At 61.3% G+C, this 14,017-nt stretch carries 13 protein-coding genes; 7 read left to right on the top strand and 6 right to left on the bottom strand.

The genetic code is table 11. The features are described 5' to 3' along the window. Positions 1–13 precede the first annotated feature (13 nt). The 4 genes from uvsE to N688_RS17175 all read left to right on the top strand — a co-directional run bounded on the left by uvsE (position 14) and on the right by N688_RS17175 (position 3,825). Positions 14–931 carry a UV DNA damage repair endonuclease UvsE gene (uvsE, locus tag N688_RS17190; protein ID WP_052890429.1) on the top strand — a complete coding sequence of 306 codons (918 nt, stop codon included), beginning with the start codon at positions 14–16 and terminating at the stop codon, positions 929–931. Positions 932–1,027: 96 nt separating this feature from the next. Next, positions 1,028–2,332, top strand: coding sequence for an NAD(P)/FAD-dependent oxidoreductase (locus N688_RS17185; protein WP_052890428.1), 1,305 nt, complete (start codon positions 1,028–1,030; stop codon positions 2,330–2,332). 24 nt (positions 2,333–2,356) lie between these two features. Next, positions 2,357–2,854 carry a hypothetical protein gene (locus N688_RS17180; protein ID WP_052890427.1) on the top strand — a complete coding sequence of 166 codons (498 nt, stop codon included), beginning with the start codon at positions 2,357–2,359 and terminating at the stop codon, positions 2,852–2,854. 179 nt (positions 2,855–3,033) lie between these two features. Then, positions 3,034–3,825, top strand: a complete 792-nt coding sequence (locus N688_RS17175; protein ID WP_052890426.1) for a ferritin-like domain-containing protein — start codon at positions 3,034–3,036, stop codon at positions 3,823–3,825. A 383-nt stretch (positions 3,826–4,208) separates the two neighbouring features. On the opposite strand, the gene N688_RS17170 is transcribed toward N688_RS17175, so the two are convergent. The 4 genes from N688_RS17170 to N688_RS17155 all read right to left on the bottom strand — a co-directional run bounded on the left by N688_RS17170 (position 4,209) and on the right by N688_RS17155 (position 7,952). Then, positions 4,209–5,168 carry an aldo/keto reductase gene (locus N688_RS17170; protein WP_052890425.1) on the bottom strand — a complete coding sequence of 320 codons (960 nt, stop codon included), beginning with the start codon at positions 5,166–5,168 and terminating at the stop codon, positions 4,209–4,211. A 52-nt stretch (positions 5,169–5,220) separates the two neighbouring features. Then, a complete protein-coding gene (locus N688_RS17165; RefSeq protein WP_052890424.1) occupies positions 5,221–5,901 on the bottom strand; it encodes a hypothetical protein in 681 nt (226 codons plus the stop codon). A 303-nt stretch (positions 5,902–6,204) separates the two neighbouring features. Next, positions 6,205–6,615: a hypothetical protein gene (locus tag N688_RS17160; protein ID WP_156025484.1), complete on the bottom strand. Its 411-nt coding sequence runs from the start codon at positions 6,613–6,615 to the stop codon at positions 6,205–6,207. Positions 6,616–6,734: 119 nt separating this feature from the next. Beyond that, the gene (locus N688_RS17155; RefSeq protein ID WP_052890422.1) at positions 6,735–7,952 is read right to left on the bottom strand and encodes a 5'-methylthioadenosine/S-adenosylhomocysteine nucleosidase family protein; all 1,218 of its coding nucleotides are present in this window, start codon (positions 7,950–7,952) and stop codon (positions 6,735–6,737) included. Positions 7,953–8,474: 522 nt separating this feature from the next. On the opposite strand from N688_RS17155, the gene N688_RS17150 reads away from it, so the two are divergent. Together N688_RS17150 and N688_RS17145 are read left to right on the top strand one after the other, a co-directional pair. Continuing rightward, positions 8,475–9,806: a phosphorylase family protein gene (locus tag N688_RS17150; RefSeq protein ID WP_052890421.1), complete on the top strand. Its 1,332-nt coding sequence runs from the start codon at positions 8,475–8,477 to the stop codon at positions 9,804–9,806. A gap of 200 nt (positions 9,807–10,006) precedes the next feature. After that, on the top strand, positions 10,007–11,395 hold the full coding sequence (locus tag N688_RS17145; protein WP_052890420.1) for a TRM11 family methyltransferase: 1,389 nt from the start codon (positions 10,007–10,009) through the stop codon (positions 11,393–11,395). Positions 11,396–11,613: 218 nt separating this feature from the next. Here N688_RS17145 and N688_RS23825 read toward each other — a convergent pair whose 3' ends face one another. Next, entirely contained in the window at positions 11,614–11,742 is a 129-nt protein-coding gene (locus N688_RS23825; RefSeq protein ID WP_272945046.1) for a hypothetical protein, read from the bottom strand. Positions 11,743–11,836: 94 nt separating this feature from the next. Here N688_RS23825 and N688_RS17140 point away from each other — a divergent pair, with 94 nt between their 5' ends. Further along, entirely contained in the window at positions 11,837–12,808 is a 972-nt protein-coding gene (locus N688_RS17140; protein WP_081838952.1) for a DMT family transporter, read from the top strand. A gap of 55 nt (positions 12,809–12,863) precedes the next feature. Here N688_RS17140 and N688_RS23410 read toward each other — a convergent pair whose 3' ends face one another. Continuing rightward, on the bottom strand, positions 12,864–13,862 hold the full coding sequence (locus N688_RS23410) for a hypothetical protein (protein ID WP_052890419.1): 999 nt from the start codon (positions 13,860–13,862) through the stop codon (positions 12,864–12,866). Between the last annotated feature and the right edge of the window lie 155 nt (positions 13,863–14,017).

Here is a 14,017-nt window from a genome sequence, read left to right as displayed (position 1 = left end):
GAGAGGGGGGAGTATGAGACTCGGCTATGCCTGCGTCAATCTCTCGCTGGGGGGGAAGATGCGCAGTCTGCGCCTGGCTACGCTGCGCGAGCGTGGCCCTGCCTATCTGCAGGCCCTGGTCGATGAGAATCTGGCACTCCTCGCGACCATCCTACGCTGGAACCTCGCCCAGGGCATCAGCGTCTTCCGCATCTCCTCTGATCTGGTGCCGCTTGGCTCCCATCCCGAGGTCGCGCTAGAGCAGATCCGCTTTGACCCGGCCCGGGTGGCCGAGGTGACGCGGCTGGCTCGCGTGGGCAACATGCGCCTTTCGATGCATCCTGGCCAATATACCCTGATCTCCGCCGACGGCCCCGTCTGGGAAAGTAGCTATCGCGACCTGTGCTATCATGCTGAGGTCATGGAACGACTCGGCATCGAGGGCGATATCATTCTGCATGGCGGTGGTGTCTACGGCGACCGCGCCGCCACGCTTCGGCGCATCCTGGCTCACATCGAGGAGCTACCGGAGAGTGTGCGCCGGCGGCTGCGTCTGGAAAACGATGAGCGCTGCTGGTCGGTGAGGCAGCTCCTGCCGATCTGCGAGGCGAGTGGCCTGCCGCTGGTGGTCGACAACCTGCATCATGCCCTCAATGGTGGCGCGGAGACGCCGCTGGAGCGCCTGCCCTGGGAGCGCATCCTGACGACCTGGGGCGGGCGCCGGCCCAAGCTGCACTACGCTGAGCAGGACCCCCACAAACGCCCCGGTGCCCACAGCGAGTATGTCAATGCCGACCACTTCCGGGCCTTTCTCGCCGCTGTGCCCTGGTCTGACTATGATGTCATGCTTGAGTGCAAAGCCAAGGACCTGGCTCTGCTGCGCCTGCGTCAAGAGCTGGGCCTGATCGTTGCCAGGCCCCTGCCCGTTGAGGACAGCGGCCAGCAAGGCTGAGGTGACTCTTATCCGGGCGCCTTCACGTGCTTAATTCAGGTGAGGTAACGCAGCGATCGCGCTGCGTGTTGGTGTAGAAAGGAGAGAGGCATCACCATGATCATCGTCGTTGGAGCCGGCCTGGCTGGCCTGACCTGCGCCCGCCACCTGAGTCGCGCCGGGCTGAGTGTCCTGGTCCTGGAGGCCTCCGATCGGGCCGGGGGCCGCGTCAGCACCGATCGCCATCCCGAGGGCTTCCTGCTCGACCGCGGCTTCCAGGTCCTGTTTACAGCCTATCCCGCCGTGCAGCGTGAGCTGGATCTCGCTGCGCTCAGACCGAGACGTTTCCTGCCCGGGGCCTTGCTGGTCAAAGGGGACCGGCGCTATCCCCTGGCTGATCCGCGACGCCAGCCTGGCTGGCTGACTGCCTCTGCCGGCAATCCCCTCATCCCGCTGGCCGACAAGTGGCGCGTCCTGCGCCTGACGCGCACGATCCTACAGACGGTTTCTATGGAAAGCCCGGCGGCCTGGCCCGTGGCCACACTCGACGAGACCAGCGAGCTGTACCTGCGTCACTGGGGCTTCAGCCGCAAGGGCTTCATGGCCAACTTCGCTCGCCCCTTCTTCGGCGGCATCTTTCTTGATCGAAAGCTGCAGACCAGTGCCCGCATGTTGCGCTTTGTCTGGCGCATGCTGGCAAGCGGCGATATTGTCTTACCGGAGGAGGGTATGGGGGCGATCACTGCCCAGCTAGCGGCCTCTCTGCCGGCGAACAGCCTGCGTCTGGGCGCGCGTGTTGTGGCCTTGCTGCGTGAGGACGGGCGGATCTCGGGCGTGCGTCTGGAGAGCGGCGAGGAGCTGCAGGCCGAGGCCGTCGTGATCGCCACCGATAGCCCGACGGCGGCCCGCCTTACCGGCCTGTCCTTACCAACCGCAGGCCGGGGCTGCACCTGCCTCTACTTCGCTGGCCCGCTGTCGCTCTACAATGAGCCGGCGCTGCTCCTCAACTGTGACCCTGACGGCCTGATGAATCATGCTGTGCAGCTCACCAATATTGTTCCGCAGTATGCCCCGCCGGGGCAGCACCTGCTCTCGGTCACCATCCTGGATGAAGTGGCCCAGGCTGAGAATGACGATGAGCGTCTGGCTCAGCGCGCTCTCCAGGAGTTGGCCACCTGGTTCCCGGAGCATGACTTGCGACACTGGCGCTTGCTGGCCGTCTATCGCCTGCCCTTCGCTCAATTTGCCCAGCCGTCGGGCATCTTCGCCCAGCTGCCGGAGGCGCGCAGCGAGGAGCCGGGTCTCTATCTGGCCGGCGAATACCTGCATTCGAGCAGCATCCACGGCGCCCTCAGCAGTGGAGCGCATACGGCGCGGCTGGTGCTGGCCGACCAGCGGGAGCGGCTACGTCCTGCCGGGTGAGGAGAAGGGAAGGAGCGAGAAACGATGCAAGAGCTTGTTGAACGTCGTCCACCGACCTGGCGTCCTGGACGGGCGGCGCTGGCCGGCCTCCTGGCCACTGGTGTCTACAGCCTTGTGATGGCCCTGGATCAGCGCCTCAGCGGCAACCGCTTCAGCGATGTGCGCTTCATCGAGGGCCTGCTCGGGGGGGGAGAGAGACGGTCTGACAGTCGCCGTCTCCTGGCCTGGGGCCTCCATCTGCTCAACGGGGTCCTGCTGGGCGAAATCTATGCCGCCCTGGTCAGACCGCGTCTGCCCGGCCCGATCTGGCTCAAGGGACTCCTCTTCGGCGAAGGCTTTCTGGCCTCTGTCTGGTGGCTCACACCCTTGGCCGACCGCCTGCATCCGCTCATTCGCCGTGGCCAGCTCCCGCGCCTGGCGACCTGGCCCTCCTTTGGGCAGAACCTCCTGCGCCATCTGGCCTTTGGCCTGACGCTGGCCCTCTTCTACGGCGACGAGCGGGAGCTGCCGCCGCGTCCCTGACCTGACCTGACCTGACCTCGCACCCTGCGCCCCTGGCTGGAATCGATGGATGCCGATTCTTTTCTTAGAGAGCCTGCTAGAGTGGAACTGTGAGGAGAGGAGGCGGTGGATTGTGGAGGTAACCGGAAAACGCGAGCCATCTCTCGCTCAAGCTTTATAGAAAGGATCAGTCCATCGCCATGCAGACCTCTATCGATCGTCGCTCTCCACGCAAGGTGCAAGGGCGGCAAGGGCGTCGTCGCTTTCTCCAGCGGGCCACGGTGGGCCTGGGGCTAGCTGCCAGTGGTCTGGCTCTGCTTGAGAGCGGCGCCAGGCCGCTGGTGGTGCGGGCTCAGGGAGCGCTGGCCGAGCGGCTCGTCACCATTGATGATGCCGTCACGCAGATTCTCTCGATTGCCCGCACAGCCGAACAGCTGGCCGTTACTTTCTACAGTAACGGCATTGCCAATGCCAGTGCGCTAGGCCTCAGCGGCGACGACCTGGCCTATCTCAAGGCGGCCCTGGTCGAAGAGCAGATCCACCAGCAGTTTTTCACGGCCAACGGAGGCCAGTCGCTGGCGGACACCTTCAGCTTCCCCAAAGGGGCCCAGACCTTCAGCGACCTCAAAACCTTTATTGAGACCCAGCAGCAGCTCGAAGGGGTCTTTGACTCGGCCTTCCTGGCGGCCATCAAAGAGTTTGCCGCGATGGGGCGGCCCGATCTCGCTCAGGTGGCCGGGCAGATCGCCTGTATCGAGGCTGAGCATCGCGCCCTCGGGCGCGTCATCGGCGGCCTAAGCCCTGCCGATAACTGGGCTTTCACGCCTGTGCTCATTGCCGCAGTGGCCGATGCCCCCCAGGTGGTCCAGGACGCTGGCTATCTCAGTCCCACCGAAGGGAACAGCTATCGCTATCATGAGGTGAGCACCGAAGACGCCGGCGTCGAACAGCGCGTCCCCTTTGTGACCAGCAGCGGCGTCGGTCGCGGCTAAGATCAGATCCCGACAAGCAGAATAGGAAGCGCCGAGGAAAGACCGGGCAGGCCATCGGAGTCCACTGCTGAGAAACCGGAAGAGACCTGAAGAGCGCAGAGCAGAGCCTCCTTCACTGGGGAACGGTCTATCTCCCTGCTTGTTGAGAAAGAAGAAGAGAAGCAAGCGCAGTAGAGCAAGGCAGGCCCTCGTCTTATTCCCGTATCCACTGGCCTGGCTGCCGTTTGTAGCTGGCTACCCAGTCGGGCAACGAGCTGCAGGACGGCGAGGCGCGGGGTGAGACCAGGGCCTGCCCTCTTGTTCTGGTAGGTGGCTCTCATACAGGTGCCTGCCCGGTTGACGCTGGCTGGCGCGGCAAAGCGACAAGCGGAGAACAGGCCAGACTAGAGGCCCTGTGAGACTGTCCTCAAGCGAGCCAGTTGCTCCGGCGCGAGCTGGAGCGTCAGAGCGGCAAAGCCGTCCTCCAGATGAGCTGGCCGGCTGGCGCCGATGATCGGCGCGGTCACCGCCGGCTGCGCCAGCAGCCAGGCCAGGGCCACTGCCGCGGGCGTAGCCTGGGTCTCTTCGGCAATGGCCTGCACAGTTTCCAGGGTGCGCCAGGCCTGCTCTTGATCGTAGCGTCCCAAGACAGCGGCGGCGCGCGCACTCTGGCGGCCCTCGCCGCGGCGGTAGCTGCCGCCGAGGAAGCCACCCGCCAGGGGACTATAAGGGATCACGCCAAGGCCATACTGCAGGCAGATCGTCTGTAGCTCCTGCTCAAACTCGGCGCGATGCACCAGGTTATAGTGTGGTTCCAGCACCTCGTAGCGGGCCGTACGCTCGTAGCGCGCGCACCAGAGGGCCTCGACCAGGCGCCAGGCCGGATAATTGGAGGCGCCAATATAGCGCACCTTGCCGCTGCGCTGCAGATCGTCGAAGGCACGCAGCGTCTCCTCGATCGGCGTCTCCGCGTCGAAGGCGTGGGCCAGATAGAGATCGAGATAGTCGGTCTGCAAGCGACGCAGCGAATCCTCAACGGCCTCTATGATATGCTGACGCGAGAGGCCGCGCTCGTTCGGACCCTCACCCATCGGATGATAGACCTTGGTGGCAATCACCACCTGGCTGCGGTTGCCGCGCGCGCGCAGCCAGCGCCCGATGATCTCCTCGGACTCGCCGCCGCGCTTGCCTGGAATCCAGCGCGCGTAGAAGTCGGCGGTATCGAAGAAATTGCCTCCGCGCTCAACGAAGGCATCCATGAGCGCAAAGGCCGTCGGCTCATCGACCGTCCAGCCCCATTGCATGGTGCCCAGACAGAGGCGTGAGACCCGTAAGCCAGTTCGTCCAAGTGTGCGGTACTCCATATCTCTTATTGTCGCGCGCCGGCCTGCCCAATGCAAGGGCAGGCCCTGGCGCCTAGCGCTCTTGAGTATCCGGGCCAGACTGGCGCTCGTACTGGTCAGGTGGAACGGGTGAGGATGGCTCAGCAGACTGATCTGAAGAATGAGCGGCATCTGAGCGATCTGAAGCAGCCTGATCGCCATCAGCCGGTTGGGGGGCAGTATCCTTCCTCACTTCGCAGCTGAGACGGCGCAGGAGAAAGCGCGTCTGGTCACAGAGCGCGCGCGTATGAAAGGTCAGCTCCTCGGAGGAATGGAGCAGTTGCTCCCAGCTCTGCAGGAAGGTCTGTAGTTGGCGCTGGCGCTGTCGGGCTGGAGCGCGCTCTTGCTCAACGGGCGGGAGCATTATCAATAGATCGAGCAGATGGCGCGTCTGACTCTCGGCATTGTGTAGGAAGAGCAGGGGCAGATAGCGGCGAGGGACGATCTCATCGGGGAGCTGCTGAGGCTGCTCCAACAGGCCACGGAACGATAGAAGCTGCTCGTGATACTGGCTTAGCAGGCGCTGCAGGCGCAGGCACTGATCCAGTCGGAGGCAGGCCTGGCTCCGCAGAGCAAGGTACTCTAACAAAAGTGCCTCTTGTTGCTGCCCAATCACAGCGAAATAATGATTCAGGGTCTGGCGGAACTGGTCGAGCGAGTGCCTCGTCGTTGGGGCGGCGAACAGCTCCGCTGGCCTGCCAACAGTATCATTCAAAGCGAACCTCCCTCCTCTCGTGACTGAGATCCTCTGCTTGGGTAGGGGTGGCGGGAGAGGAACCTATCCAGTTGCTTCAGGTTGACTCTTCCCGAGCGGACTGATCACATCACTCATATAGACGCAGAAACCTGCCAATTTCCTCTTCGGCCTCTCTCTATAAGAGAAGAATCTCACGCCCCGAGCCACGCTCTTTGTTTTCAGCATGCTTGCTTTATCGACAAAGCGAAAGCCATCGCCACTATTATATTAGCACAGGGGGGCATAAAGAAGGCATAAAAAATATTTGAACAAACATTCAAATCAACGTGGGGGAATAGCCAGGAGGTCTTCGAGGGCGTAGGTGAGTGCATGAGCGATATTTCTATATTCTTGGTAGAGCCGCTTCCGATTCTCGTACGTCTGGCGCATATTTTGCAGATCGATAGCGAGATAGATGCTAGTCTTAGCATCCTGGATAGCGGCGATGATTGCGTCGACATTGCGGAGGGCGGCCTTCAGGGTGGGATCTGTATCAAGCTGCTCATGGATACCGCGCAGCTCCTGTTCGAAGCGCTGCAGGGTGGCAATACCGATCTCATGTAGATTCACCCTATAGAGGAAGACCGCACGCATTTCTTCGATACAACCCCTTACTCCGCGCAGGTAACGGCGCGTCCGCTCTTCTGCATGCTCCTGGCCTCGGGAAAAGATGACATCCGACTCATTTACCATGAAAATTTCACCACATCTGAGTCTCCCGGGGATAACCCTCGTGAGCCAGGGCCAGCGTGGGCCATCCCACGCCAGGGCCACGGGCCTCATTATAGCCCAGGAGTGTCTGTTACTCAAGGTCAAGGGGGGCGCCTGTCCAGGGACTCGTGCAGGTGCTCCAGGCAGGTCAGGACTTTCTGAAGGGCCTGACAGATTTGCCGGAGAGCCTGCTGGTAAGCGCGCTGTTCCTGTGACGATTCGCCGGGGGGACAGCACTGGCGCAAGCGCTCAGCGGCCTGCTGGAGCTGCAGCAGAGCGTCTCCCAGATTGGCAAGGCGCAAAGAGAGGGCGTAGTCGTCGGGCAGCTTGCCAATGGCTTGCTGGACCGCGGTAGCAAACTTATCAAGCGACTCTTTGTAGTGGCGGCACTGACCCGGATAAATCGTTTTGGCAGTTGAGAACAGGCTCAAAGCTGCTTTTAGCTCCTCTTCATAGTGCGGCAGATCTTCCTGCAAGAGAGCGAGCGCTGCGCAGTCTGAAGCGGGGACCGGTCGAGGTGCGCTGCTGTTGGCGCAGCCGTTACCCAATGGCGGGAGGCCGGAAGCTAGTAAAGCAAAAGCGAAAGCGCTAGCGTGGTTGGCAGCCTGCTCCTGGTAGCCCTGAGCATCTCGCTCTGATTTATCATCAAGAAGGTCGGAGATCGCGCGCACCACAATTGCCGGAGTCCGGTTATACTGAGCAGCTTCCATGAAGCCGGCATCCTCCATTGCCACTGCGACGGCATCATCGTAATAAGTGCGAATAAAATGATAGACTGAGGCACGGCGCGAGTGCATCAGAATATCTCCTGCGGCCAGAGGCTTGCACAGGACGGAGGGATTGCGCTCCGGCGGAGCTGGCAGCCACTGCTGCCAGGCCGTGTCTCGGGCCAATCTACGTGCCTGTTCGAGCAGAACCCGGTCGGGAGCGAAGGTACGTGGTCGTGGCTGAAACTGCTCGCCGGCTTTTCCTGAAGCGTAGTCGTAGATCAGCTCGGGTATCACCACATCGCCAGGCACTACGTCGCGCAGGCCGCCGGCAACCCCTACCAGCATCGCCAGCTCCGGCTGGGTATCAGTGAGGGCCTGCTGGGTCACCACCGAGCAGACTGTATTGCGCTGGCCGCTCTCCTTGAAAACAATCTCCCAGTGTGTGCCGCTCGCCTTGAACTCACCAACCTCGTAGTCATTGGCACTGGCTGCGGAGGGACTCCAGCGCTGAATAGAGCGAGCGTATCGCTGGACAGCCTTCATCTCTATGCTGAGTGGCGTGACAATAAGCACCCTTCGCAGCTGACGCTGTTTCTCTTGAGATGACATGATGCAGTCCTTTCTGCACCATTATAAATATCTGATAAATCCCTTTTTGTACATCGTTTCTGGGATAACTTGCTTCGCTGTTGCTATGATTAGTATTTGTGTATTTTATAGAAAACATTCACCTCCCTCTTTCATGGAGCCATTCATCAGTATCCCTTTTCTCTAAAATAGCACCCTGCTTGCTCCATTGTAAATGGCGTTGCCATCAATTCTTATTCTTGAAGACTGTTCATTATAGTTAGCAAGCAAGCTGTATTTTTGGGTGGATACCAGGCGCTACTGACAAACAGGCTATAGATTTAAAATGGACTGTCTTTTGCGTACAATAGTTCCAGGCGAAGGAGCGATCTGCGAGGAAAACCGGGCAATGCCACGGCAGACTGTGGAATCTGGTCACCTGAACCTTGGCCGTCGTCTGCTCTCTCTGCCCGTGTTGCCGCGCGACAACCTTCTAGCTATACTGTAGTTGTCTTGATGAAGGCTCTCTGTGAGAAGGAGAAGAAGAAGAAAACGAGGTGATTTGTGACTGTCAACCTCTTCTATCTCTGTGCGCGTAGCGATGACGATGAGCGCCTGCTTGATCAGCTGAAGACCTTCCTCCGCCCGCTGCGCCAAGCCGGGCTGATCAACGACTGGGGGCCGCGGCAGCTTCGGGCCGGGCAACTGATTCGCGAGGAGCTGCGCCGACGCTTGAATGAGGCGCAAATTATCTTGATTCTTTTGAGTCCTGATCTGCTTGTTGACTCACTTTATCCAGAGTTGAGAGATCTTGCTCAGGCGCGTTATCTGCAAGAGCCTGAGCGTGTGCGTCTCTTTCCTGTGAAGCTGCGGGAATGCCCTTACGAGCTGGAGCCGTTTGCCGATCTGGTCATTTTCCCCTCCAATGGGCGAGCGCTGCACGCCCTCCCGCCGGCGCAGCGTGAAAGGGAGCTGAAAAATCTGGCCTTACAAATTCGCGCGCTGGCTGAGGAGCTGGCTACGGGCGAAGGAGGGCAGGAGAGACCTGGGCCAGCGGCGGCGTCGGCAGCTACCGCTTTTGGGCCTGCCTCCCATGCTGGGGGGAGCCAGACGGCTGAGAGTCGTCGCAGTGGCTCGACGCTCTCCGCTCAGCGCTGCGATGTTCTGCTTGTGACGGCCACCGATGTCGAGGTGCGAGCTGTGCGTGAGGTGGCAGTCAACGAGTGGGGGGCGCGTTTCGAGCGTCAGTATAGTCGCATTGAAACCTATTACTCGCTGGGTGAGATTGGGGGGGCTGCCACCTGGCTACTGCGCACACAGATGGGGGCTCTGGGGGCTGGTGGGGCGACGCTAGCGGTCAGCGAGGCCATTCGCTCTCTCAAGCCGGCGGCGGTAATCATGGTGGGGATCGCCTTCGGCCTGCGGCCCGGCGAGCAGCAACTAGGTGACATTCTGGTCTCACAGCAGCTCATGAGCTACGAGCCGCAGCGTGTTGGCGTGGGAGATGGGGGAGCAATGGCTCTGATCCCGCGGGGAGACCGCGTTACGGCCTCGGTGCGCCTGCTGAGTCGTTTTCAAGATCTCGATCTCGACTGGACCGGGGCCCAAGCACATTTTGGGTTACTGCTCAGTGGAGAGAAGCTTGTCGATCATTCCGACCTGCTCAGGCAGTTGCTGGCCCTCGAACGAGAGGCCATCGGGGGCGAGATGGAGGGCGCTGGCCTTTATGCGGCGGCCATGCGCGAGCGCTGCGAGTGGATCGTCGTCAAGGCCATTTGCGATTGGGGAGATGGCCATAAGCGTGAGAACAAGGCCGAGAATCAGCGCCGTGCTGCTGAAAATGCGGCCCGCTTTGTCCTCACCATGCTCGGGAGAGGCGGTCTGAAGCCCTCCTAGCCTGGCCGGCGGCAGGCAGTCCGGTCCGGTGCCCGGTCACCGGGCTGGCCTGCGCGGATCGCAGCCTCGGCCCCGTGTGGGGTAGCCGTGGTACGCAGTACTGCTGGACCAGGGCGGGCCGGTGGTGAGATCTCGCTGTGGTAGACTAAGGACGAGCTGCACATCTGTTGAATCTGAGAGAGGAGCAAGGCTAACCAGGGATGGTGGTAGGATGGTCGCCATCAACCTGGAAGGCCGTCGCGAAAGCTGTGGCACAAGAGGCACAAGAGCGCTATTTCTCTGAAACACTCTTTCCCGAGCTGGCGTCACTGCCGATAGAGGTGCGGCCTGAACGCAGTGGCACCTTTGCCGACAATCTGAGCCTGCCTGTACATCGCTGGTTTCGTTATCCTGCTGGCTTCTCGGCCCTCTGGGTGCGTCAGCTTCTGCAGCGTGAGCGCGACCGGGGCCGAAGGCACGTGCTTGATCCGTTCTGCGGCACGGGAACGGTGCTGCTTGAAGCCGAATATGCTGGCCTGGAGGCTGTGGGTCTGGAGGCCCATCCCTTTCTCGTACGAGTAGCGGAGGCGAAGCTGCACTGGCGAGAAGAGGCCTCCTTGCTGCGACAAGCTGCCTCCGATCTTCTGGCTCTGGCTCGGACGTTGCCGACGACTGTCGAGGAGCTGCCTGAGCTGTTGCTCAGATGTTATCGGCCTGAGACGCTCCAGCGGCTGAGGCAGTTGCTACGGGCCTGGCAGGAGCAGGTGTCTGCCTGGCCTGCGACACTCTCCGCACTCCTCTGGCTGGCCCTGGCCGCTATTCTGCGTCCCTGTGCCTCGGTAGGAACGGCCCAATGGCAATATGTCCTGCCTTCTAAGACCAAAACCCAGGTTGCTGATCCTTTTGAGGCCTTTCTCTCCCGGGTTGAGCTGATGGCTGAAGACATGCGCTGCTGGCAGCGTCAGGCTCGCGATGGAGAAGCAAAGGTCTTGCGAGGCGATGCGCGCACCTGCGAGGGAGTGCCTGCCGGCTGGGCCGAGCTGGTGATTACCTCCCCGCCCTATGCCAACAACTATGACTATGCCGATGCCACCCGTCTGGAACTCTGCTTTTTTGGGGAGATCGAACGCTGGAGCGATCTGCAGCTGGCGGTCCGTCGCCATCTGATTCGCTCCTGTACTCAGCACGTCAGTGCCCTGGTGCAGGAGACCGATCAGTTGCTGGCTGATCCGCTGCTGGCCCCGTTACAGCCAGAGCTGCGGGCCACCTGCGCGCGCTTGGAGGAGGAGCGGCTCTTGCATGGCGGCAGAAAAGCCTACCATACCATGATCGCCGCCTATTTTTTGGATATGGCCCGTAGCTGGCAGGCGCTACGCCGTGTCACCGCCGCGGGGGGACTGGTCTGCCTGGTGATAGGGGACTCCGCCCCCTATGGTGTTCATGTCCCAGTGGAGGAGTGGCTTGGTGGGCTGGCCCTGGCCAACGGCTTCCACTCCTGGCGCTTTGAGCCGCTGCGCGCTCGCAATGTCAAATGGCAGAATCGCAAGCATCGTGTCCCCTTGCATGAGGGGCTGCTCTGGATTGATGGGACAACACGACCGGCTGGCTGACCCATTGGCTCTTGGGCCGGGCTTCTCCAACAGCAAGGCGGCGCGCGATGGTCAGGAAGGGGAACGGCGTGCGCCCGTTCACCGAACCGGGATGGGGCCGTCACTGCTGAGAAACCAGAGCGGCAAAGCATTCCCTGGCCACCCGCTTCCGCCTCGTGAGAAGGATACGCAGAGATTGTGCAAATGGATTACCGCACTTGCGCAGAGCTGCTAGCACTTCAGCAAGCGATGCCCATCGCCATGAGCGCTGCTGCTTGCTGCTCAACCCACTGCAAAGTATGAACAAAAACCAACTTCAGCCTGGCCAGCCCTCTCATTCCCACTGCTGCACTCAGTATGAGCGGCATTGGCCGGCCTCCTCTTTGGCGCCTGGCTGGTGAAAAGGAGCGCGTGCCTGGGTTACACTTACCGCTATTGGTATTGAGAATAGAGGTTGCAACGATGCATTCGACTAAACCAGGCGATGCCCGCGCCGCCCTCTCGCTGATCGTCACTCTGCTGCTGTGGGCTTCAGCCTTCGCTGGCATTCGCGCAGGTCTGCAGAGCTACTCGCCCGGTGCCCTCATCCTGCTGCGTTTTCTCGTCGCCTCGCTGGCCCTGGCACTCTATGCCCTGCTCACGCGCATGCGCCTGCCGGCCTGGCGTGACCTGCCCGGCCTGCTTGTGCTCGGCCTGATAGGCATCACCGGTTACCACGCTGGCCTGACCTTCGGTGAGCTGACCGTCAACGCCGGCACGGCCAGCTTCCTGGTAGCCTCGGTCCCCTGCTTCACGGCCTTGCTAGCCCTGCTCGTACTGCGCGAACGCCTGACGCTCTGGGGCTGGCTGGGAATCGCCATCAGCGTCGCAGGCGTCACCATTATCTCGCTGGGCGGCAAGGAGGGCCTCCATTTCACTCCCGGCGCTCTACTGGTGCTGCTCGCCTCGCTCTGCGAAAGCGTCTACTTCATCGTTCAGAAACGCTACATGCAGCGCTACAGCAGCAGCGAGATGACGGCCTACACGATGTGGGCTGGAACGCTCTTTATGCTGCCCTTTGCACCGGCCTTGTTGCACGATTGGCCCCAGGCCACGCCGGCGGCGACGCTGGCAGTGGTCTATCTGGGCCTCTTCCCAGCGGCCATCGCTTACGGTACCTGGGCCTTCACTCTGGCTCGCCTGCCAGCCTCGCTGGCCACCAGCTTTCTCAATATTTCCCCGCTCCTGGCCCTGGCAATCTCCTGGCTCTGGCTGCACGAGGCTCCCACACTGCTCGAATTGCTCGGAGGACTGATAGTCATTGTGGGGGTCTTGCTGGTGAATACGCGCGGCAAGTTTCCTACCCCCGGGGGGGAGCAGCGGCTTTCCTCCACACCCGAGACGGCCACGACGGTGGCAACCAGCACAGCAGAGAGCTGCCGCGTTGGCGACTGAGGCTGAGCCAGCCCCAGCCTGCCAACGCGACGCAGCGGACGAGCGACCCGGCAGCCTAGTGGGCGTAGAGCGGGCGCCAGACGCCACCGTGATAGGAGCAGGCGCCGCGGATGCCGCCCGATTTGCTGTACATGCCGTCGTTGCATTCAACGACATAGCCCCTGCCATTCCAGAAATTGCCGATGCAGGAAAAGTAAGCGCAGAAGCTGGCTGGGGGCGAGTAGATCAAGGCCCCCGGCTCGAAGTTGTAGCCCCAGGGATTGCAGTTGACGCCAGGGCAGGGAATAGGGGTCGGAGTGGGCGTCGGCTTCGGCCTGGGCGTCGGTGTCGGCTGAGGGCGCGGTGTCGGTGTGGGACTGGGCGTCGGCGACAGCGCCCGCGTTGCCGTAGGAGTGGCTGCCTGGCGCGTTGCCTGGGGAAGCTGGGTGCCATAGACCACTGCGCTGACGGCTGGCTGCTGGGCGAGCGCGGCACCCTGGCCAGCGCTGGCCACTGTGGGCGTGAGGCTGGCAAGCAGGGCCTGACGCTCGCTAAACACTGCCGCACTCGTGCAGAAAGAGCAGACAAGGACAAGCGAGATGCAGCCCAGCACTAACGCGAGCTGGCTGCGTTGTGAGCGCTGACGATAGCGCTGCCACTCGCTCCACAGGAACTGACCCAGGCTTTGCTGTTGACGCCGCAGCTGCGACCGCAGGGCCAGGACGAGGTAGATCGGCACAATGCTGGTGCTGAGATACCCCAGCACCAGGAGCACCTTTTGAAAACGGCTCAGCCGCTTCCAGTTGAGCCGCCCCTCCAGGCTCAACAGACGACGACCCTCGCTGATGATGAGCGTGAACAGCATTAGCAGCAGCAAAAGCGTTTCAATGACTTCTAAAGGCCCCAGACCAGTGACTGTGCCGGAAGCACTAACGTCGCTAGTAATCCCACCATCGATGAAAAAGAGAAAGAGAAGAAAGAAATAGGAAAATAGTAAAGCGATCAATAATAGTACTCTGCGCCGGCCTCCAGGGCTACCAGGAACTACAGGGGTCGCTTCGGCTGGTGGTTCCATACTGCCTTTCTCCTCGCTTTACAGTGAATATGCTCCCTTGCTTTCTCGGGGGAGTAATATTCTGTCATATAAATCTATTGAATTTCAATATATAGATCTTAACCTGTTCGAGAAAAACGGAAACTGGGCCTATACTGGCTTTACAGGCAGCCCTG

The sequence above is a fragment of the Thermogemmatispora carboxidivorans genome (assembly GCF_000702505.1).
In the GTDB taxonomy this organism is placed as follows: Bacteria; Chloroflexota; Ktedonobacteria; order Ktedonobacterales; family Ktedonobacteraceae; genus Thermogemmatispora; species Thermogemmatispora carboxidivorans.
This window is presented reverse-complemented; position numbering and strand designations above follow the sequence as displayed.